This is a genomic window from Nereida ignava, assembly GCF_001049735.1.
Lineage (GTDB): Bacteria > Pseudomonadota > Alphaproteobacteria > Rhodobacterales > Rhodobacteraceae > Nereida > Nereida ignava.
This window is the reverse complement of the sequence record NZ_CVPC01000005.1, coordinates 94,763-115,796: the sequence shown is the minus strand read 5'-3', so window position 1 is coordinate 115,796 and position 21,034 is coordinate 94,763. Positions and strand designations below refer to the sequence as shown.

Sequence of the window (21,034 nt, the reverse complement as noted above, 5' to 3'; positions counted from 1 at the left end):
ACTGCTGACACAGACCTGGCACGCATTATACTGGGCGCATAGAAGGTACAGAATAGGCGGCTAGGTGCACGCGTGCCCTTGCGGGTGCGCGGCACTAGGGTAGGCTGGCCAGAATTGCACAGCTATCTCAAAAGGATATTCCCATGTCGCCTAGTTTTTCTGCCGCCACCGATGATGCGATTGCGCTTTATGTTGTTGAGGTCGATCAGTTGGCCGAGTGGATGCAGGGCCTGTCCGAGACTGAGCAATCATGGGCGAAGGCCCAAGGGTTTAGTGCGGCTTATGGGCAGGTGATTACGTTCCCAAGCGCGCTGGGCGGTGTGGCATCTGCGGCAGTGGGTGCAGGGACAAAAGCGGATCGTGCGCGCAACCGGTTTTTGTCTGGTGCGTTGCCGTTTGCCTTGCCCGAGGGTGTCTATGCATTAGCCAGCGCACTGGAAGGCCAAGCGGCAGAAACCTTTGCCCTTGGTTGGTTGTTGGGCAGCTACCGGTTTACGCGGTACGCGGATGGGGCGCAGGCCCGTGCGCAGCTTGTTGCGCCAGCGGGTGTTGAAGCCGCCCGCGTTGAGGCAATTGCCGCGGGTGAATGTTTGACCCGCGATCTGATCAACACGCCAACGGCGGACATGGGGCCCGAACACCTTGAAGCGGCAGCGCGCGAATTGGCCCAAACACATGGCGCGTCGATCAATGTCACCACGGGTTATGCGCTGATTGAGCAGAACTTTCCGATGATCCATGCGGTTGGCCGCGCCAGCGCAAGTGCGCCGCGTTTGATCGATATGAAGTGGGGCGATGCAGGACCAAAGCTGACGCTTGTGGGTAAGGGAGTATGCTTTGATACGGGCGGGCTGAACATTAAGCTCGGCGGCAGTATGGGGTTGATGAAAAAGGATATGGGCGGCAGTGCGACAGTGCTGGGCCTTGCGCATATGATCATGGCAACGGGCCTAAAGGTGCAGCTTCGGGTGCTGATCCCTGCGGTTGAAAACAGCATCAGCGGTAACGCGTTCCGCCCGCAAGACATTCTGACCGCACGCAACGGGTTGACTGTTGAGATTAACAACACTGATGCAGAAGGCCGCTTGGTATTGGCCGATGCGCTTGCTTTCGCCGATGAAGACAACCCCGATATGATTATTTCTATGGCAACGCTGACGGGGGCTGCACGTGTCGCGGTTGGTCCTGACTTGGCGCCGTTCTTTACGGATGACGACAGTGTTGCGCAGACCCTTAGCCAAGCAGGTAGCCACGTTGATGATCCGGTTTGGCGCATGCCGTTCTGGGATCCTTACGAGGCGATGATCGAACCGGGGATCGCAGATCTGGATAACGCCCCAAAGGGTGGGTTTGCGGGTGCGATTACGGCGGCATTATTCCTGCGCCGGTTCGTTGAAAATGCGCCCTATAGCCACTTTGATATCTACGGCTGGCAGCCCTCTGCGGCCCCTGCGCGGCCCAAAGGTGGTGTTGGCCAAGGCGCGCGCGCCCTTCTTGAGGCGCTTCCTAAAATTTTGGGGCTGTAAGCGGTGTTGTGCGTTAATGCCCCTGTGGCCGATCTGCTGCGGAGCCCTGATGGGCGGCGGGACCGACAGCTGTTGATGGGCGATGAGGTGAGATCATTGCAAAGCGGCGACGGGTTTCATTACGTGCAATCGGTTAAAGACAGCTACATCGGTTATGTCGACGACGGGCTGATTTCGGAGCAGAACGCGCCTACGCATATGGTGGCAAGCCGCGCGACCCATGTCTATAGCACCGAAAGTTTTAAATCATCCGAGCGGCACGCGTTAAGTTTTGGCGCACGGGTGCAGGTTGTGGATGAGCGCAAGAAGTTCTTTGAAACATCTGTTGGCTTTATCCCTAAAAAGCACCTTCGCCCCATTGAGCAGCGCTTTAGCGACCCCGTTACAATTGCACAGATTTTCTTTGGGACGCCTTACCTTTGGGGCGGTAATTCGAGTTCTGGGATTGATTGTTCAGGGCTTGTTCAAGCGGCACTTCTGGCGTGCGGTGAGGCATGTGCGGGCGACAGCGGTGATCAAGAACAAATGATCGGCGCGCAGATAGCGTTAGACGCGCCTTATCTGCGTGGGGATCTGTTGTTCTGGAAAGGGCACGTTGCCATGATGGTCGATGCCGAGACACTGATCCACGCGAATGCGCACCACATGGCAACAGTTTACGAAAGCGTCGCAGCAGCTATCACGCGAATTGAGGTCCAAGGGGATGGGCCTGTCACAACGCGTCGCAGGCTTTGATTGCTCAGGTCACCGCGCGGATTAGTTTACGTTCAAGAACGTGCAAAACGGGCTTAAGCTCATGGCCGCGTTTCAGGATTTGCCCATCCATTCCAATAACGGAATACATCCCTTGCTTCAGACGTAGCTTGGGGCGCTTTTCAATACGGTAAAGCGGTTGCTCTGCGGTGCGTTTGAACACTGAAAAAATGGCAACATCGCGCATGGCAGAAATGCCGTAGTCGCGCCATTCACCGGCCGCGACCATGCGCCCATAGAGCGACAAGATCATGTTAAGCTCGAGGCGGTGAAACATCACGTCTTGCTCGGTGACGCGGGTGATGGGTGTTGCTGAAGTCATGCCCAACAGTTGCGTCGATGGGGCGGAAAATCAAGGCGGTCACAACAATGTCTCGCTGTGTTCTTTGTCTCGCCCCTTTGTGCCCAGAAGCTACTGCCCGTGCGGCGTAAACGCGTGCGTGCATGGCAATGGTCCGAGCCCCCACTTTATCCATTGCCAAAGCCCACGCGTTTACGTCGACAACTCTGGTTATCAGCGCCCTACCTATATGTTTTAGTTAGCCCGTAACAACCTATTGCGCATTGCATTGGGCCGCTTGGCAGGCCTAGTGTCAGGGCGAATAAGCAATGATCGGAGAGTTGGATTATGCGTACGCGTGCTGCGGTAGCGACCCAAGCGGGCAAGCCCTTGGAAGTGATGGAAGTAAACTTGGCGGGCCCACGGTCCGGTGAGGTTGTGGTTGAAATCAAGGCCACTGGCATTTGTCACACAGATGAATTTACTCTGTCTGGTGCCGATCCAGAGGGGCTGTTCCCCGCGATTTTGGGCCACGAAGGTGCGGGCGTTGTTGTGGACGTGGGTCCTGATGTGACGTCGCTTAAGAAAGGCGATCACGTGATCCCGCTTTACACGCCCGAATGCCGGACGTGCGAATATTGCCTCAACCCCAAGACCAACTTGTGCCAGTCTATTCGCAGCACCCAAGGTCAGGGCCTTATGCCCGATGGAACCAGTCGTTTTACAACGCTCGATGGTGATCCGATTTTGCACTATATGGGCTGTTCGACCTTCGCTAACCACACGGTTGTGCCTGAAATTGCACTGGCCAAAGTACGCAAAGACGCGCCGTTCGATAAGATTTGCTACATTGGTTGCGGCGTCACAACGGGCATCGGGGCGGTCATTAACACGGCCAAGGCCGAGATTGGCAGCCGCGCGATTGTCTTTGGGTTGGGCGGCATTGGCCTGAACGTGATCCAAGGGCTACGTCTTGCAGGTGCGGATCAGATTGTGGGCGTTGATATCAACCCCAGCAAAGTTGAGATGGCCACGCGTTTTGGGATGACTGACTTTGTGAACCCCAAAGAAGTCGATGGTGACTTGGTGGCTTATCTTGTGGCGCTGACCAAGGGCGGCGCGGACTATACGTTTGATGCAACGGGCAACGTGGACGTAATGCGTACGGCATTGGAATCTGCGCACAAAGGATGGGGCGAGAGCATCATCATCGGTGTCGCACCCGCCGGTGCAGAAATCAGCACCCGTCCGTTCCAATTGGTGACAGGCCGGTCATGGCGCGGTACGGCCTTTGGCGGCGCACGCGGTCGTACAGATGTGCCGCAGATCGTTGATTGGTACATGGACGGCAAGATCGAGATCGATCCAATGATCACGCACACAATGGGACTTGATGACATTAACCACGGGTTTGACCTGATGCATCAGGGCAAGTCGATCCGTTCGGTTGTGGTGTACTAAGCGCTGCGTTTACGCGCCGTAGCGTGACAAAAACAGATCGACCGCGGCAGTTGCAATGCGGTCGATCTCGTCTTCGGTAAACCCGTCTTGGATGCCGAATATCAGTTTTTCGTGCAGGTCCGCTTTGCACAGTTGCGGTAGTTGGTCCGCGGCCATGTCAATGTCGTCAATCACCAGATCGCCCTTGGCAATCGCCGCGTTGAGATACGTGATCAACCGCTTGCGCGCTTCCATTGGACCGTTGAGATAAAACGCGCGTCCCAGTTCGGGAAAGCGACTGCTTTCAGCGACGGCAATGCGAAAGACATTCACGCCGAAATCCGAATAAAAGAACCGCATCATGGATTTACACGCTTTGCGCAGCACATCACGCGGCGGCAGCGTCATGTTGATTTCATCGAGTGCTGCGTCTGCTTGGCGGGTGCATTCGGTCCGCGCAACTTCCATGAACAGAACGCGCTTGTCGGTGAAGTAGCTGTATAGAGTAGCCTTGGAGACTTTGGCTTCGCGGGCGATGTCGTCCACGCTGGCGCCGTCAAAGCCATCGCGCATGAACACACGTGTTGCGCCGTCGATCACTTGATCAAACTTGCGACCCTTTTTGATGACCGGCAGTTCGGCGTTCATGAAACCCACCCAAGCGATAAATTCAGAAGCTAATACATAAACTGGTTCGTTTAGTTTGTCCAAGCAGACATTTGGGTGAACGCTGCTCTTCCCCGCTCGGTCGTTGCGTGCTAGCGATTTGATATGGTGGATATATTTCTGAAAACTTTACCCTTTTTCGCGTTGATCGCGCTTGGGTATGGCGCGGCGCGGCGGGGGTTCTTTCCGCCTGAGGCCACGGGATATCTGACCAAGTTCGTCTTTTACTTCGCTCTATCGGCCATGCTGTTCCGCTTTTCAGCCAACCTTAGCCTTGCGGAAGTCATCGATTGGCCGCTCGTGTGGGCATATCTTCTGGGCTCGCTCGCGGTCTATTTGTTGGCAACTGTTGTGGCCTTGGTGCGCAAGCGTGGCATCCTTGAAGGGGCGGTTGAGGCGCAATGCGCCGTTATCGGCAATGTTGGTTTCTTGGGTATTCCAATGCTGATTTTGCTGTTGGGAGAACGTTCTGTTGGGCCTGTGATGCTGGTGTTGGCGGTTGATCTAATTGTGTTTGGATCGCTGATCGTCATTTTGATCACAGGTGCGCGTGATGGGCGGATGTCGCTTGGAATTTTGCGCAGTATTGCGATTGGTCTTGTGAAAAACCCGATGATTGTGTCCATCGTTTTGGGGCTGTGCTGGTCGGCAACGGATCAGCCTCTTCCCGCGCCCGTGAACGAATTTCTGGGCATCTTGGGGGCAGCGGCCACGCCTGGCGCGCTCTTTGCGATTGGGGCATCCTTGGCGGATAAATCTGCCGAACGGATCAGTGTCGCGGGTTGGTTAACTTTCTGTAAACTTGTCCTGCACCCCGTCGCGGTAGGCGCGCTTGCCCTGTTTGTCTTTGCGGTCGATCCGTATTCGGCAGCTGTGATGATCGCGACAGCGGCGCTTCCGGTGGCGGGCAATGTGTACATCATCGCGCGGCATTATGATGTTGCACCATCGCGGGCTTCGGCCAGTATTTTTGTCTCAACCGTGGTTTCCGTGGTCAGCCTTTCAGTGGTGATCGCGTGGGTTACGAAAACTCTTTTGTGAGGAATTGCCGTGTTAAAACTGATCTCTGAAAACCGTGCATTCGATGGCGTGCAACGTGTGTATTCACACCGCTCTGAGGCGTGTGATTGCGACATGACATTTGGGCTTTACCTGCCTGCAGAGGCTGCGTTTGGCCCTGTGCCTTTGTTGACATATTTGTCGGGTCTGACATGCACCCATGCCAACGTGATGGAGAAATCTGGTGCGCAAAGATGGGCCGCTGAGGAAGGCATTGCGGTGCTTTTCCCTGATACGTCGCCCCGCGGCGAGGGCGTGCCAGATGACGAGGCATATGACCTTGGCCAAGGGGCGGGCTTTTACGTGAATGCGCAAAACGCACCGTGGTCGTCGCACTTCAAGATGTGGGACTATATCACCAAGGATTTGCACGGCGCTTTGGCTGAACTGCCTGTTGATCTTGAGCGTCAGAGCATCACGGGTCACTCCATGGGAGGACACGGCGCGTTGACCTTGGCGATGCATATGCCCGAGCGTTACCGCGCTGTCTCGGCGTTTGCACCCATTGCTAACCCAACCCAAAGCGACTGGGGCACAAAGCAGCTTGGTGCATATTTGCCGCAAACCGAATGGGCCAATCACGATGCCAGCTTACTGATGGCTGACCGTGGATTTGCCGGTCCTGTGTTGATTGACCAAGGCACCGAAGATCAGTTTCTTGATTTACTACGCCCCGAAAGCCTTGCCCACGCGATGACAGCGCGCCGCCAAGCAGGCGAATTTCGGATGCAGAAAGGGTACGATCACAGTTATTACTTTGTATCGACGTTTATGGCCGATCACATCGCCTTTCACGCAGAGGCGTTGCACGGGTGATTTACGTTGATGCAGATGCCTGTCCCGTCAAAGCCGAGGCAGAGCGCGTGGCCACGCGGCACGGGCTTACCCTTTTTGTGGTAAGCAATGGCGGACTGCGCCCATCGCAGAACCCGTTGGTTGAAAATATCATCGTGCCTGACGGACCGGATGTTGCGGATATGTGGATCGCAGATCGCGCCAAAGCCGGTGACGTGGTGATCACCGGTGACATTCCGCTGGCCGCGAAATGCGTAGAGGCAGGGGCCCGCGTAATTAAGCATAACGGCGAAATTCTGGACGCGCGCAATATCGGACAGGTTTTGGCGACGCGGGATCTGATGCAGGATTTGCGTAGTGCGGACCCGTTTCGCCAAGGGGGCGGACGACCGTTTTCCAAGGCTGACAGATCGCGATTTTTAGACGGGCTTGAGCGCGTGGTGCGCTTTGCCAAATCAGACGCAGAAAAAGGAACAGCACCATGAGTGTTCAGGCAGTGGTTTTTGACATCGGCAACGTGCTTCTTGAATGGCATCCGGAACGCTTTTTCGACAGTGTAATTGGTCAGGAGCGCCGTGAAGAGATGTTTGCAGAAGTAGATTTGCACGGGATGAACGACCGTGTTGATCGCGGCGAAGGCTTTCGCGATGTGATCTATGCGCAGGCGGAACAAACGCCGCAGTGGCGTGATGAAATCCGTATTTGGCATGATCGCTGGATTGAGATGGCCGCGCCGGCTATTGAGCATTCTGTCCGCTTGCAAACCGCATTGCGTGCCAAAGGTGTTCCAGTTTTCTCGCTGACCAACTTTGGCATCGAGAGCTTTGCTTACGCGCAGACGCATTATCCGTTTTTGACAAACTTTGATCGCCAATACGTCAGCGGTCACATGCGCTGCATCAAGCCGGAACCGCAGATTTATCAGATGATGGAAGATGACTGTGGTGTGGCGCCTGAAGGGTTGCTCTTTACGGATGACCGCGCTGATAACATCGCAATGGCGGCTTCACGCGGGTGGCAAACGCATCTGTTTGAAGGCCCGCAAGGATGGGCTGATCGTTTGGTGGCCGAAGGCTTGTTGAGCGCAGATGAGGCCGCTTAGACAAGCGGCCCTAGCTTGCCACGGCAGCTGGTAACGGACGCTCTTTGATGGGCAGATGCACGATTGCGCTGAACGCACCCACACCCACGCCGACCCACCAGACCATGTTATAATCGCCATAGATGTCGTACATTTTACCGCCCAGCCAAACGCCAAGAAAGCTGCCCAATTGGTGGCTGAAAAAGACGATGCCATAGAGCGTGCCCATGTAGCGCAGGCCGTAAATATGCGCGACAAGGCCGCTGGTCAGGGGCACCGTGGCCAGCCACAATGAGCCCATCGCAAGCGAGAACATGATCACTGTTGTGGGCGTGATCGGCATCAGGATAAACACGGCCGCCACGAGTGTCCGGCCCGTATAGATGCCCGCCAGTAGGTATTTCTTTGAGTAACGTTTGCCTGCCCAACCGGCCAAAAGGGTGCCCGCAATGTTGGCTGCACCGATCAGCGCGATGGCCATGGCGCCCAGTGCGCTGGTGGTGGTGATGCCCATGTTATGCAGGACGCCGCCCGCCAAAATGGGGCCGCACATTTCGGTAATCATTGCGGGGAAGTGCGCGGTGATGAAGGCAAGCTGATAGCCGCAGGAAAAGAACCCAAGAAAGATGAGCGAATAGGAAGGGTCTTTGAAGGCCTTAATCAGAATTTGGCCCATCGACTCTTCCAACTCGGCTTTGCTGGCGGGGGCGGTCGTGTTCATCAAAGGTAGGCACAACAGCGTGCTGATAATCAGACCAGCAAAGACGATAAAGACCATTTGCCATGACATGATTGTCAAAAGCGCCTCTGCGACGGGGGCCCCAAAGATTTGGCCTGCGCTACCGGCTGCGGTGGCGATGGCAAGCGCCATAGAGCGGTTCTCATCACTCGCGGCACGCCCAACAACAGCCAGAATGACGCTGAAACCTGTCCCTGCGATGCCAAAGCCCACCAGCCATGCATAGGCTTGGTGGCCCAAAGGCGTGATGGCCTGTGATGACAACAAAAGGCCAATTGCATAGGTTAGCGCGCCCAAAATAATGGCTTTGCGATCTGTCAGCTTTTCAGCGATGGCACCAAAGATCGGCTGGCCAATGCCCCACGCAAGGTTCTGAATGGCGATCGCAAGCGAGAACTCTGTGCGCAGCCAGCCGAATTCTTCTGCGATGGGAATTTGGAACACGCCAAAACTTGCCCGGATCGCAAAGCTGACTATGATAATGATGCAGCCCGCAACGAGGACCGGCGTAATGAGGGGCGCGCTTGATGTTTTCATCCCGCTTAGATGGCGCAGGTTCAATGACCGGTCAATTCTTATTGTGCATATGTCATTGACCGTTAGCGTTTTCGTCCATCGCACCGTTGATGTCTGCCAACGCGGTGCTGAGAACTGTGGCCCATTCACCGATGATGGGGATGAAATCAATCTGGCTAAGCAAATAAACAAGCACAGAAACCAGCAGCGTGGCCCCAATGACGGATCCTAAACCAAAGGCCAGTCCGCGCGCAAAATTGAAGGCCAGCATCTTGGGCACAGAGTTGTGCATCGTCACAAAGCGGTGGCCGTTCAGTTTAGCGACCTCTGCGGCCAGTTTTTTGATGTCTTGATCCATCTCGAAATCATGCGTCTTTTTCTGGTATTTGTAAAACTGAACGACTAGGCAAACGTTATGGTTCCATCCGAGATTTATACCGCCCGCGTCGCCGCCGGAGAGCTGAAGCCAGATGATGCGCAAACTGCTGTGCTGCCGGAATTTGACCGCATTGCGAACGAGCTGGCAAAGCCCGTAAAGCGCGGCTTTTTCCGCCGTGCCCCTGATCCGATACAGGGCCTCTATCTGTGGGGTGGTGTTGGGCGTGGCAAGTCGATGCTGATGGATTTGTTTGTCAGCGGGCTAAGCGTACCGGCGCGGCGGGTCCATTTTCACGCCTTCATGCAAGAAATCCACGAGGCTATTCACGAAGCACGTGCGCGCGGTGTTGATGACCCTATCAAGCCTGTGGCGGATGCCATTTCTGACAGTGTGCGGTGTTTGGCGTTTGATGAAATGCAAATTACGGACATCACCGATGCGATGATTGTTGGGCGTCTGTTTGAGCAACTTTTCGCGGCGGGTGTGGTTGTTGTGACCACCTCAAACCGTGTGCCGGATGATCTGTATAAACACGGGCTGAACCGTGATTTGTTTGTGCCGTTCATCGGGCTTTTGAAAGATAAAATGGTGGTGCATGAATTGGCGTCACCTACGGATTACCGCCAAGACCGCCTTGCGGGGTCGGATGTTTATTTTACCCCCGTTGATCAAAAGGCGCGCGCTGCAATGGATGCAGCTTGGGCCGCACTTGCGGACGGTGACGGCGCACCGCTTACGTTGCGCGTGAAGGGCCATGATCTGCTGATACCGCGTTTTCATAACGGTGTGGCGCGGGCCAAGTTTTTTGATCTGTGCGGCAAGCACCTTGGGGCGGCGGATTATTTGATGTTGGCAGAGACTGCGAAGGTTTTGCTGTTGGATGATGTGCCACGATTGGGGCGGTCAAATTTCAACGAAGCCAAGCGGTTTGTGACGTTGATTGATGCGCTTTATGAGGCGGGCACGCGTCTGATTTGCTCGGCTGCGGCGGCGCCTGAGTTGCTGTATGTTGAGGGCGAGGGGACTTTTGAGTTTGAGCGCACCTCAAGCCGATTGCGCGAAATGCAATCTGCGGACTGGGGTCTGTAGACGGTCTGTAAACCCTGCTGAGCAAAAAAAGGGGCCCCGAAGGACCCCTTGTAAGTTTTGCTCAATGGCTTGGAGATGCCTGCTTTTTTTATACGTTTGGGATGCGCAACTTTTGCCCGATGAAAATACGATCGGGCGTTGTGAGCTTGTCACGGTTGGCATCGAAGATTGTTTGGTAATCGGTCGTGGAGCCGTAAAACTTCAGCGCGATATAGGCCAAGCTATCACCTGAGGCGACGGTATAGACGCGGTTGCCATTTTCAACGCGCGCAATGGGGCGCGAGGCTTCGGCTGCGCGGCGTTGCAATTCGGCGGCGGCGGCTGTTTCACCTTTGGCGACCAATGCTTTTTGCACAACGTTGAACAATACGGCCGTTGGATCAACTTCGCCGCCGGTTGTGCCAAGCTCTTTGGGCAGCACTAAAACCCCGTTAGACACAGCCGCAGAGATCAGGTTTTGCGCGTCTGTTACCGCGCTTGGCGCGTTGGTTGAGTTAAACTTGAGGCGGTTATTCTCATCTTCGTCAATTGAGTAGAGGCCCGCCACGATGCCTTCTTCCAGCATGCGCAGTTTGTTGGCGTTCAGGATATCCACGGCCTCTTGGACTTTGCGGGCTTTTTCTTCCGCAATGGCTTCGGCTGTTTGTACAGGCGCGGGGCTAAGCGATGCGTTGACTGCCGATTGTACGTTCAAGCTGTTGAGTGTCTCGCTTGTGTTGCGTGTGACTTCTGGAGTCAGCGGCAACCCCGATGATGCGGATGCGACTTGTGCCGTGATCGTTGGTTCGCTGGTCATTTTAACGACCTGATACGTCAGCGCACCACCAACAACGAAAGAGAAACCGCTGATAGCAAGCACAAGGGGAAGCGTCTTTTTGGAGGTACTGGTCATGGGCTCAACTTTCACGATGGTGTCTCCTGAGTGGTCAGGCCGAGAGCTGTCCAGACTTGCATGCCGCCTCGGTAATATTTGACTTTTTCTGCTGGGTATCCGCTGTCCAAAAGGGTGCTGATAAGCCGTTGCGCGTCTGTGGTCCCCGGACCTGCGTCAAAGATCACCAGCTCAACTGCGCCGCTGAAGTTGGACACGCCTGCGGCTGTTTTGGCGCCAAGCGCGCGCAAGATATCAACGCGGTAGGGGTTGTCGGCGGCCATTGTGGGCACCGGCACGCTGACAGATGCAGGAATAAAGCCAACTGCGCGTTGTTCAGGCATGCGGGCATCAAGGATAAGCCCTGATCCCGTTGCAACCTGTTCGGTCATGAAGCTCATCACGTCCAACTCACCGATGGTGGTGACACCTTCGGCTGCGGACATAGGTGATAAGCAACTGCCCTCACATGACAGACTTGGTCGCGCGAAGGCGACCAGTTTGTTCACGTTGACCTGAGCGGCGCGCGTGATGGTGAAAGCCTCGCCGTTAAAGCGAAACGAGGTTTCATTTCCGGCTTGTTGTGCTTGGGCAACCAAAGTGGACGCCGACAAAATACCAACTAAAGCCCCTGAAAATAGGCTACGAATCATTAACAAGTCCCCCAGCAGGACAATACTCACCCACATGTTGTGGCGTGGGGCTGGCAGGCCCATGAATATCGCTACTGCCTCCACATATAGAGACAGAACGAATCAGTAGTCAAAGGATTTTCGAATCACTCTTTTGATTTTTCTGTGGTGGCTGGTGTGGTGTCAGCCTCAGCCGTTGCTGCGCAGAATGGCCCCAGCAAGGTATAGTGATCCGCAGATCAAGATGCGTGCATCCGGTTCGGAGGCGGTTATGTTCTCAATCGCTGTTTGCACATTGGGTGCAATTTTTGACTTGAAACCAACACGTTGCGCTGCATCAGCAGTAGTTTGTGCAGGCAGGGTGTTTACTTCATCGGGAATGTCGACTGCGGTCAGGCTTTGGGCAACTGTCGCCAGTGGGGCGAGGTATCCATCGATGTCCTTTGTGTTCAACATACCGCAAATCAGATGCGTTGAACGGTTCGGCAGTGTCTTGATTAGGTCGGCCATCGCGCGGCCCGCGGCAGGGTTGTGCCCACCATCAAGCCAAAGTTCCGCGCTCCCTGCAGCCTCTACCAGCGGACCAGTTTTGAGGCGCTGCATCCGCGCGGGCCAGCTTACGTTTTCCATTGCTGCGGCGCAGGCATCTTCACCAAAACCAAGGTGGCGAAGCGCCATTAATGCGGCACCTGCGTTCTGCACTTGGTGTGCGCCGGGCAGGGCGGGCATTGGCAGGTCGAGCAGTCCGTTGTCATCTTGGAAAATGAGGCGGCCACGTTCGGTGGTGACGTGCCAGTGTTGGCCGTGTACCAGCATGGGCGCGCCAAGGCTGTTTGCCTTAGCCTCAATCACATCAAGGGCCTCATCATGCTGAGGGCCAACAATAACAGGCACGCCGCGCTTGATGATGCCTGCTTTTTCACCTGCGATGGCACCCAAAGTGTCCCCAAGAAATTGCTGATGATCCAAGTCAACGGGCGTGATGATCGACAGCGCGGGATCCATCACATTGGTTGCATCAAGCCGCCCACCAAGGCCAACTTCAAGCAACGTATAATCTGCTTTTGTGCGTGAAAAAGCCAGCAGGGCCGCAACAGTCGTGATCTCGAAATAGGTGATATTCGCGCCGTTGTTGGCGGTGTAGCAATTGTCCAGAACTTGGGTCAGGGCGTCTTCTGTGATCAGCTCGCCCGCAAGGCGGATGCGTTCGTGAAAACGTGCCAGATGCGGTGATGTGTAGGCGTGTACGGATTTACCTGCGCCCTCAAGCCCCGCGCGGATCATCGCTTGGGTCGAGCCTTTGCCGTTGGTGCCAGCCAGATGAATGACAGGCGGCATGCGGTTTTGCGGATTATCAAGCGCGCTCAACAGCGCCCAAACACGGTCCAGTGTCAGATCAATGATCTTGGGGTGCAGCGCCATCATCCGTTGCAGGATGACGTCCGATGTATCGGCTGTCATTTCGCGTCTGTGATTTCTGGTTGTTCCGCAGGGGCAGGCAGATCGCCGTGGATTGCGGGTTTGTCTTTCATCATCATGCGGATGATGGTCACCAGTTCCGACTTTAGCTTTGAGCGGTGTGTCACGCGGTCAAGCATGCCATGCTCAAGCAGATATTCGGCCCGCTGAAAGCCTTCGGGCAGTTTTTCGCGGATGGTTTGCTCAATCACGCGGGGTCCGGCAAAGCAAATCAGGGCGTTTGGTTCGGCAATATGCACATCGCCCAGCATGGCGTATGAGGCGGTCACACCACCAGTCGTTGGGTGGGTCAGCACAACGATGTAGGGCAGGTTTGCTTCTTTGAGCATTTCAACCGCCACGGTTGTGCGCGGCATTTGCATCAAAGACAAAATGCCTTCCTGCATCCGTGCGCCACCCGCGGCAGAGAATAGGACGAGGGGGCGCTTTAGCTTTACGGCGCGTTCGGCAGCCGCGATAATTGCGTTGCCCACATACATACCCATTGAGCCAGCCATGAACGAGAAATCCTGACAGGCGGCAACGATAGGTGTCCGCAGGATTTCACCCTCTGCAACCAGCATCGCTTCTTTTTCGCCCGTTGATTTGACGGCAGCCTTCATGCGGTCGGGATAGCGCTTCTGGTCCTTAAACCCGAGCGGGTCAGCAAGTGGTTCAGGCACCGCTACGTCCAGATATACGCCACCGTCGAACAACGCTTGGAAGCGGTCGCGCGCGGTGATCGCCATGTGGTGATCGCATTGCGTGCAGACGTTCAGATTTTCCGTCAGCTCACGGTGAAACAGCATGGTGCCGCATTCAGAGCATTTCTGCCAAAGGTTCTCGGGAACCTCACGGCGTGAAAAGATGGAATTAATCGTCGGACGGACGTAATTGGAAATCCAGTTCATAGAAAGCCCCTGCTACCTTCATTTCCCAGATAAGCCCGTGGATCAGGAAATGCAATCAGGCGCGTATCGCCCAACGGGCAGTGGCCCACGCAAGGCCCATCGCGACCAGATCAAGCCAGATATAGCTCATCAATTCAGGGTCATCAGCGCGGTAGGGAAGGGTGAAAAGCGCAAGTCCTGACAAAACGCCAGGAAGGCCAACAACAAGAAGCGCGCTGAGGTTGTTGAGCAAATGCAGGGCGATCGCAGGGGCAAGGGTGCCAGAGCGAGCCGTCAAATCAGCAGCGATTACACCAAATAGCACGGCCCACAGCGTAATCACCCATGCGTTGCCGCCATTTGTTGCGGGGTCATGATGCAGCAGGCCGAACGCAATCGAAGGCAGTAGCATCCAGATGATCGGGCTTTTGAAACGTGCGGCAAGCTGGCTTTGCAAGTAGCCCCGAAAGACCAGTTCCTCTGCGCTGACCTGAACCAGCGTCAGCGCGATGGCTGGGATCAAGAAAGCGGCCCATTTTAGTACTGGATACTGCTGGTTTAGCTCGCTCAATATGTCCCAAGGTGGCATGAACATCAGCGCGACCATCAAGATGAACAAAAAGCCCACGCTTCGTTTGAAGTGTCTTTGGAACATTTCCTGGTGCCCCAAAACGCTGACAAAGCTGCGGCCATGCAGCTTAAGTGCGGCCCATGTGCCCAAAATCATAAAAGAGAAGGTACTGAGCAACAGCATCATGCCGAATGGTGTGGTGCCATTCATGGTGTTGAGCAGGACCGTCTGTGACGGGCTAAGAAACGTCATAACCGCAAAAAATGCTGAAATTCCAGCGAAGTAGATGGCCCCGATAAGGATTGTGCCCAATGCGATGCGCCAAATTTGTGGCTGTGGGCGGGCGGGGGCGATCATGGCTTCGAAAAACGGGTATGACATTTAGACACCTTTGATGCGTTCACACTTGTGGATCACTTAGCCCTGCCTTATCCAGTTTTCCAATGAATTTAGGGAGTTGAGCAATGACGAAGGTCGACAAATCCAAGCTGCCAAGCCGCTATGTGACAGAGGGGCCATCGCGCGCGCCTCACCGGTCGTATTATTATGCGATGGGCCTGACAGAAGAAGAGATCGCACAACCGCTGGTTGGTGTTGCGACCTGCTGGAACGAAGCAGCGCCGTGCAACATCTCATTGAACCGTCAGGCGCAGGCCGTGAAGCTGGGCGTGAAGTCCGCCATGGGTACACCGCGCGAGTTCACAACCATTACTGTCACCGACGGTATTGCGATGGGCCACGAAGGCATGCGTTCTTCTCTGGCGTCACGCGAGGCAATTGCGGACACGGTTGAATTGACGATGCGCGGCCACTGCTATGACGCGATTGTTGGTCTTGCGGGCTGTGACAAATCCTTGCCCGGCATGATGATGGCGATGGTGCGTTTGAACACGCCGTCTGTCTTTATTTACGGCGGTTCGATCCTTCCGGGTCGCCTTGAAGGTAAAGACGTTACAGTTCAGGACGTATTCGAAGCCGTGGGTCAGCACCAAGCGGGCAACATGAGTGACGAAGCACTGCGCACGCTTGAGCGCGTTGCATGCCCGTCTGCTGGTGCCTGTGGCGGTCAGTTCACAGCGAACACCATGGCGTGTGTGTCTGAGGCGATTGGCCTTGCGCTGCCAAACTCGGCTGGTGCGCCTGCGCCCTACGAGAGCCGTGACCAATACGGCGTTGCTTCTGGTGAAGCCGTGATGCGTTTGATCGAAAAGAATATCCGTGCGCGTGATATCGTGACGCTGGAAAGCTTGCAAAACGCTGCGCGCGTTGTGGCCTGTACCGGTGGGTCAACCAACGCGGGCCTGCACTTGCCAGCAATTGCCCACGAAGCGGGTATTGATTTCGACCTTGATGATGTCTGCGAAATTTTCCGTGATACGCCTTACTTCGTCGATCTTAAGCCCGGCGGTCAATATGTTGCGAAAGACCTTTATGAGGCTGGTGGTGTACCAGTGGTCATGAAGGAGCTGCGCAAAGCAGGTCTGATGCATGAAGACTGCATGACCGTTACTGGCTACTCAATCGGCGAAGAGTTGGACAAGGTGTCGCTGGAAGCAGACGGTCGCGTGATCTACCCGATTGAAACACCGATCACCAAAACCGGTGGTGTTGTGGGCCTTAAGGGCAACCTCGCGCCAGAAGGTGCTATCGTGAAAGTTGCGGGCATGGGTGAGGAAGAGCAGTCGTTCACCGGTCCCGCGCGTGTGTTTGAATGCGAAGAAGACGCATTTGAGGCCGTAAAGCAGCGCGCTTACGAAGAGGGTGAAGTACTTGTCATCCGCAACGAAGGCCCTGCTGGTGGTCCGGGGATGCGCGAAATGCTGTCCACGACTGCGGCGCTTTCTGGTCAGGGTATGGGTAAGAAAGTTGCTCTTATCACTGATGGTCGTTTCTCAGGCGCGACACGTGGTTTCTGCGTGGGTCACGTTGGTCCAGAGGCGGCACATGGTGGCCCGATTGGTATGCTGAAAGATGGTGATATGATTACCATCAACGCCATCAACGGCGAATTGTCTGTCGATTTGACGGATGATGAGCTGGCCGCACGTCGCGCGGAATGGGCAGGTCCGAAAGAAACTTTGTACGCCAGTGGCGCTCTTTATAAGTACGCACAGCTTGTTGGCTCAACACGGCTCGGGGCGGTTACGCACCCAGGGGCCAAAGCGGAGCGTCATGTATACATGGATCTCTAAAGCCATTGTCGGGCTGCTGGTGATTTCACTGGCAGCCTGCGCCTCGCTTGAGGGGGCGTTGCCAAGTTTCTCTGGGTTGTCCCTAGCCGGATCAAAGACAGAGCGCGTTGGCCCCCTCAAGATTGTACTCCCTGCGGATTACTGCCCTGATACCTCAAGCAGTAAAGACCGGTTTAGCGTAGTGTTGCCCTGTAAGGCATTGAGTAACGAGGTTGATGATTGGCCCAGTTATATCGCCGTGTTCACAACGTCAGTGGGCGAGAAAGCTCCACCTTATGGTTTGGGTCGTGCCAGTGCCATTGAGGCCGCGTTGCGCTCACCCGAAGGACGTACGGCGATAAGCCGGTCGGGTAATCCGCGCAGTGTTGATGTGTTGGGTATCTGGCCCCAGTCTGAGGCGCTTTACGTGCGCATCAAAGACACAAGCACCACTCCGTTTGGCCGCGGCTACACGGAGCATTGGCGCGCCTTGAGCGTTGTAGGCGGGCAATCGGTGGTCGTGACTGTTGGGGGCTATGGCAAAAACCAATTGTCCGAACCTGATGGATTGCGCGTTTTGCAGCGTTTCGTAAAGCGTATGAAAGACGCCAACCCGTAAGGGCCAGACCAGTTTTAGGCGGTAAAAGAAATTCGCGTAGCGGGCTTCGCGCTTGGTGGGATTTCGTTTACGGTTTTCGGGTAATCAGTGATCAGTTCATTTTGGGAATAACTAGTGAAACTATCGGCCTCACTTTGGAATGCAGCATTAAACCGCCGTGTCTTGCGCAAATGGCGCAAGGCGGCTGTGTATGCGGCAGATGCCCCGTTGTCTGCACTGCGCGCGCAACGGCAGACTGCGCGTGAGTTGAAACGCCATTTGGATCAGTTCGCGTTTGTGGCGGATGGCCGGTTGGCGCTTCCGTTGATTGGCGCGCAGGCCATGCAAGTCCCCCCCGATAGTGATTGGTCATGGCGCCCAGAAATATGGCGCGGCCCACAGGCGCGTAGCGGCATTGCAGCAGTGCAAAATAAAACCCGTTTTGGCAATGAAGCGACGATTTTCCATGACTGCGTCACTTCAGAACTGGCCGTTCGGCAGTTGCGAAACCAGCGTGCAACGGATTTGTCGCCCTACGGGTTGCGCCTGGATGTATTTCACTTTGATGGCAGCTTTTTGTCTGTGGTGATTGATCTGCCCAAAGCCAGCGTTGATGGCCTAAGGCGGCGGCATATCATCCGGATGGATGCCAAAGTTGAGATGGAGAAACCGCTTGAGATATTCGCGCGGCTCAACATCAAGCATGGGCCAAACACGGATCAGATTGTACGCGAGCTGCCCTTGAACGGCTCTGACATATTCGTCGAATTTGATCTGGCATACACCAAGATGAACGAAAAGCGGGTGGAGAGAATGTGGGTCGATCTCATTTTCGAAGACCCTCAAATGAACGAAATTGTTGTGCGCGACCTGACGTTCAGCCGCCAACCGCGCGCTGAGTTTTGATCGGGTGAGGGACGGAGTATTTTGACATGTCGAAAATGAAACTTACCAAAACCCGTTTGCAAGGCGCCGTGTGGGAAGGGCTTTTGTGGGCCGATGATGCAGAGCCAGTCGTTGAGGTAATGTATATGCAGCGTCCAATTAAGGACGTGCAGTTGCAGTCCACGCAAACGGCGGGCGAATATGCGTTGCGTATTTCACTACCCCATCAAATGATGTCGGACGGCGTACATACAGCACTGATTACAGATGGTGCTGCTGGCAATATTCTAGAACGGATAACTGTCATGGCAGGCGATGCCTTGGCCGAGGATATTCGCGCGGAAATGGATTTGCTGCGTGCGGAGTTAGATTTGTTGAAACAGGCGTTTCGCCGCCACTGCGTGGAAACGCAGTAGCACCGCAGGGTGGCACATTGCCCCTAACGCCACGTCGGGGGTGACAGGCGGGGCTGCGAATGTATGGTTGACCTGCACGTAAAGAGAGGCATCTGTACTATGAGCACCTATCCGCATTTGTTGGCTCCGCTTGATCTGGGTTTTACCACGCTGAAAAACCGCGTGCTGATGGGGTCGATGCATACGGGCCTTGAAGAAACCAAAGATTGGAACCGCGTTGCGGAGTTTTACGCAGAGCGTGCGCGTGGCGAAGTTGGGTTGATGGTGACTGGCGGCATGGCGCCCAACCGCGAAGGCGGTGTGTTTCCCGGTGCAGCGGGCCTTTTCAATGATGGTGACATCGCCAATCACAAGATCGTCACAGACCGCGTGCATGATGCGGGTGGTAAAATTGCGATGCAAATTCTGCATGCAGGTCGTTATGCCTATTCGCCTGAATGCGTTGGCCCGTCGGCGGTGAAGTCGCCCATTTCGCCTTTTGTGCCCAAAGAGCTGGACGCAGAGGGTATCGAAAAACAGATCAGTGATATCGTGACCGCTGCAACGCGCGCACGCCAAGCGGGGTATGACGGCGTTGAGATCATGGGGTCGGAGGGGTATTTTCTGAACCAGTTCTTGGTCACGCATACTAATCGCCGCACAGATGAATGGGGCGGCAGTTATGAAAACCGCATGCGCCTGCCCGTTGAAGTGGTACGCCGTACTCGTGAGGCCGTTGGACCTGATTTCATTTTGATCTACCGGCTGTCGATGATTGATCTCATCCCCAACGGCTCAACATGGGATGAAGTTGTGATGCTGGCCAAAGCCGTTGAAGCGGCAGGTGCCACCATCTTGAATACAGGCATCGGCTGGCACGAAGCACGTATCCCTACCATTGCCACGTCTGTTCCGCGCGCAGCTTTCAGTTGGGTTACTGAAAAGCTGATGGGCAGTGTCCAAATTCCTGTCATTACGTCAAACCGGATTAATACGCCCGATGTTGCCGAAGGTATCCTTGAACGGGGCGCCGCCAATATGGTCAGCATGGCCCGTCCGTTTCTGGCTGACAGCCAATTTGTCCGCAAAGCGATGGAAGGAAAGCCTGAGCAGATCGCGCCTTGCATTGGTTGTAATCAGGCGTGCCTTGATCACACGTTTAGCGGCAAGTTGAGTAGCTGTCTGGTGAACCCACGCGCCTGTTATGAGACCGAGCTACCGATGAAGCCGGCGGAGGTTGCTGAACGTGTTGCCGTTGTTGGGGCAGGACCTGCGGGGATGTCTGCTGCGATTACTGCAGCTCAGCGTGGTCACGAGGTGACGCTTTTTGATGCGCAAAGCGAGGTGGGTGGGCAGCTTAACATGGCCAAGCAAGTGCCGGGCAAAGAAGAGTTCTGGGGGCTTGTGGATTGGTACCGTGCCATGCTTGCACACACTGGCGTGCATGTGCGTCTGGGTGCGCAGGTGGACGCATCGGCGCTGTCTGATTTCGACCATATTATTGTTGCAACAGGCGTGACGCCCCGTGATCCGCATATCGCCGGACAAGACGCGCCAAACGTTGTGAGCTATGTGGATGTGTTGCGAGGTGGGGCGGTAGTTGGCGATAGGGTCGCCATCATCGGCGCGGGCGGTATCGGGTTTGATGTGGCTGAAACGCTTGCCCATGATGGGACGTCGTCGACGGTCGATCTGGAAGCATGGAAAGCAGAGTGGGGGGTTGGTGATCCATCGCAGACCCGCGGCGGGCTTGCCCCGACAGGTCCGGCGCCAAAAGCGAGTGCGCGTGAAATAACTCTGTTGCAGCGCAAAGCAGAAAAAGTTGGCAAACGGCTTGGCAAAACGACCGGCTGGATCCACCGCGCGGCGCTCAAGATGAAGGGCGTGAAGATGATTGCGGGTGTGAATTATGAGCAGATCACGTCCGAAGGCTTGCACATAAGTTACGGTGCTGATCGCACCAAGCCCGAGGTTTTGGCCGTTGACACGATTGTGTTGTGCGCCGGTCAGTTGCCAGAACGAAGCTTGGCGGATCAACTGATGGCCATGGGCAAGCAGTGCCACGTGATTGGTGGCGCGGACGTGGCTGCAGAGCTGGATGCCAAGCGCGCCATCGATCAAGGCACCCGATTGGCAATGACCCTGTAAGAACACGCTACTGTTTCCCGCCTTGAAACGGTGTTGTAATTACCGCGCTATTGTCGGGTTACTGTCCCAATTCGGCCTGATTTCGATCCCAT

The 21,034-nt window shown here is 55.4% G+C and carries 22 protein-coding genes; 13 read left to right on the top strand and 9 right to left on the bottom strand.

What is annotated here, in order from left to right; translation table 11 throughout:
- Positions 1–143 precede the first annotated feature (143 nt).
- Positions 144–1,526 (top strand): leucyl aminopeptidase family protein, encoded by a 1,383-nt coding sequence (locus NIG5292_RS05210; protein WP_048598447.1) that lies wholly within the window; start codon positions 144–146, stop codon positions 1,524–1,526.
- A 3-nt stretch (positions 1,527–1,529) separates the two neighbouring features.
- The gene (locus tag NIG5292_RS05205; protein ID WP_048598446.1) at positions 1,530–2,261 is read left to right on the top strand and encodes a C40 family peptidase; all 732 of its coding nucleotides are present in this window, start codon (positions 1,530–1,532) and stop codon (positions 2,259–2,261) included.
- A gap of 4 nt (positions 2,262–2,265) precedes the next feature.
- On the opposite strand, the gene NIG5292_RS05200 is transcribed toward NIG5292_RS05205, so the two are convergent.
- Positions 2,266–2,601 (bottom strand): DUF2794 domain-containing protein, encoded by a 336-nt coding sequence (locus tag NIG5292_RS05200; RefSeq protein ID WP_048598445.1) that lies wholly within the window; start codon positions 2,599–2,601, stop codon positions 2,266–2,268.
- Between the two features lie 306 nt (positions 2,602–2,907).
- Between NIG5292_RS05200 and NIG5292_RS05195 the strand changes: the two genes are divergently transcribed.
- Positions 2,908–4,020: an S-(hydroxymethyl)glutathione dehydrogenase/class III alcohol dehydrogenase gene (locus NIG5292_RS05195; protein WP_048598444.1), complete on the top strand. Its 1,113-nt coding sequence runs from the start codon at positions 2,908–2,910 to the stop codon at positions 4,018–4,020.
- Positions 4,021–4,029: 9 nt separating this feature from the next.
- On the opposite strand, the gene NIG5292_RS05190 is transcribed toward NIG5292_RS05195, so the two are convergent.
- Entirely contained in the window at positions 4,030–4,647 is a 618-nt protein-coding gene (locus tag NIG5292_RS05190) for a TetR/AcrR family transcriptional regulator (RefSeq protein WP_048598443.1), read from the bottom strand.
- A 123-nt stretch (positions 4,648–4,770) separates the two neighbouring features.
- Here NIG5292_RS05190 and NIG5292_RS05185 point away from each other — a divergent pair, with 123 nt between their 5' ends.
- The 4 genes from NIG5292_RS05185 to NIG5292_RS05170 are packed head-to-tail and all read left to right on the top strand — an operon-like array spanning position 4,771 to position 7,621.
- Positions 4,771–5,706 carry an AEC family transporter gene (locus NIG5292_RS05185; RefSeq protein WP_048598442.1) on the top strand — a complete coding sequence of 312 codons (936 nt, stop codon included), beginning with the start codon at positions 4,771–4,773 and terminating at the stop codon, positions 5,704–5,706.
- Positions 5,707–5,715: 9 nt separating this feature from the next.
- The gene (gene fghA, locus NIG5292_RS05180) at positions 5,716–6,540 is read left to right on the top strand and encodes an S-formylglutathione hydrolase (RefSeq protein ID WP_048598441.1); all 825 of its coding nucleotides are present in this window, start codon (positions 5,716–5,718) and stop codon (positions 6,538–6,540) included.
- Positions 6,537–7,004, top strand: coding sequence for a YaiI/YqxD family protein (locus tag NIG5292_RS05175; RefSeq protein ID WP_048598440.1), 468 nt, complete (start codon positions 6,537–6,539; stop codon positions 7,002–7,004). The genes fghA and NIG5292_RS05175 overlap by 4 nt, the downstream gene beginning before the upstream one ends.
- Positions 7,001–7,621, top strand: a complete 621-nt coding sequence (locus NIG5292_RS05170) for an HAD family hydrolase (protein WP_048598439.1) — start codon at positions 7,001–7,003, stop codon at positions 7,619–7,621. Before NIG5292_RS05175 ends, NIG5292_RS05170 begins: the two co-directional genes overlap by 4 nt.
- A 10-nt stretch (positions 7,622–7,631) precedes the next feature.
- Here NIG5292_RS05170 and NIG5292_RS05165 read toward each other — a convergent pair whose 3' ends face one another.
- On the bottom strand, positions 7,632–8,876 hold the full coding sequence (locus NIG5292_RS05165; RefSeq protein WP_048598438.1) for an MFS transporter: 1,245 nt from the start codon (positions 8,874–8,876) through the stop codon (positions 7,632–7,634).
- 52 nt (positions 8,877–8,928) lie between these two features.
- On the bottom strand, positions 8,929–9,213 hold the full coding sequence (locus NIG5292_RS05160) for a DUF5665 domain-containing protein (RefSeq protein ID WP_048598437.1): 285 nt from the start codon (positions 9,211–9,213) through the stop codon (positions 8,929–8,931).
- Between the two features lie 57 nt (positions 9,214–9,270).
- On the opposite strand from NIG5292_RS05160, the gene zapE reads away from it, so the two are divergent.
- Positions 9,271–10,323: a cell division protein ZapE gene (zapE, locus tag NIG5292_RS05155; RefSeq protein ID WP_048598436.1), complete on the top strand. Its 1,053-nt coding sequence runs from the start codon at positions 9,271–9,273 to the stop codon at positions 10,321–10,323.
- An 88-nt stretch (positions 10,324–10,411) separates the two neighbouring features.
- On the opposite strand, the gene NIG5292_RS15030 is transcribed toward zapE, so the two are convergent.
- From NIG5292_RS15030 to NIG5292_RS05130, 5 genes are all read right to left on the bottom strand, one after another.
- Positions 10,412–11,230: a LysM peptidoglycan-binding domain-containing protein gene (locus NIG5292_RS15030; protein ID WP_053084839.1), complete on the bottom strand. Its 819-nt coding sequence runs from the start codon at positions 11,228–11,230 to the stop codon at positions 10,412–10,414.
- Positions 11,227–11,847, bottom strand: coding sequence for a rhodanese-like domain-containing protein (locus NIG5292_RS05145; protein WP_074842018.1), 621 nt, complete (start codon positions 11,845–11,847; stop codon positions 11,227–11,229). Before NIG5292_RS05145 ends, NIG5292_RS15030 begins: the two co-directional genes overlap by 4 nt.
- Positions 11,848–12,015: 168 nt before the next feature.
- Entirely contained in the window at positions 12,016–13,287 is a 1,272-nt protein-coding gene (locus NIG5292_RS05140) for a bifunctional folylpolyglutamate synthase/dihydrofolate synthase (RefSeq protein ID WP_048598434.1), read from the bottom strand.
- Entirely contained in the window at positions 13,284–14,195 is a 912-nt protein-coding gene (accD, locus tag NIG5292_RS05135) for an acetyl-CoA carboxylase, carboxyltransferase subunit beta (RefSeq protein WP_048598433.1), read from the bottom strand. The genes NIG5292_RS05140 and accD overlap by 4 nt, the downstream gene beginning before the upstream one ends.
- 55 nt (positions 14,196–14,250) lie before the next feature.
- On the bottom strand, positions 14,251–15,126 hold the full coding sequence (locus tag NIG5292_RS05130) for a CPBP family intramembrane glutamic endopeptidase (protein ID WP_048598432.1): 876 nt from the start codon (positions 15,124–15,126) through the stop codon (positions 14,251–14,253).
- A gap of 83 nt (positions 15,127–15,209) precedes the next feature.
- On the opposite strand from NIG5292_RS05130, the gene ilvD reads away from it, so the two are divergent.
- From ilvD to NIG5292_RS05105, 5 genes are all read left to right on the top strand, one after another.
- Positions 15,210–16,937 carry a dihydroxy-acid dehydratase gene (gene ilvD / locus NIG5292_RS05125; RefSeq protein WP_048598431.1) on the top strand — a complete coding sequence of 576 codons (1,728 nt, stop codon included), beginning with the start codon at positions 15,210–15,212 and terminating at the stop codon, positions 16,935–16,937.
- The gene (locus tag NIG5292_RS05120) at positions 16,918–17,535 is read left to right on the top strand and encodes a hypothetical protein (protein ID WP_048598430.1); all 618 of its coding nucleotides are present in this window, start codon (positions 16,918–16,920) and stop codon (positions 17,533–17,535) included. The genes ilvD and NIG5292_RS05120 overlap by 20 nt, the downstream gene beginning before the upstream one ends.
- 114 nt (positions 17,536–17,649) lie before the next feature.
- Positions 17,650–18,420 (top strand): DUF6478 family protein, encoded by a 771-nt coding sequence (locus tag NIG5292_RS05115; protein WP_048598429.1) that lies wholly within the window; start codon positions 17,650–17,652, stop codon positions 18,418–18,420.
- A 26-nt stretch (positions 18,421–18,446) separates the two neighbouring features.
- Positions 18,447–18,815 (top strand): hypothetical protein, encoded by a 369-nt coding sequence (locus NIG5292_RS05110; RefSeq protein ID WP_048598428.1) that lies wholly within the window; start codon positions 18,447–18,449, stop codon positions 18,813–18,815.
- Between the two features lie 99 nt (positions 18,816–18,914).
- Complete coding sequence (locus tag NIG5292_RS05105) at positions 18,915–20,942, top strand: NADPH-dependent 2,4-dienoyl-CoA reductase (RefSeq protein ID WP_048598427.1); 2,028 nt, start codon at positions 18,915–18,917, stop codon at positions 20,940–20,942.
- The last annotated feature ends 92 nt before the right edge of the window (positions 20,943–21,034 follow it).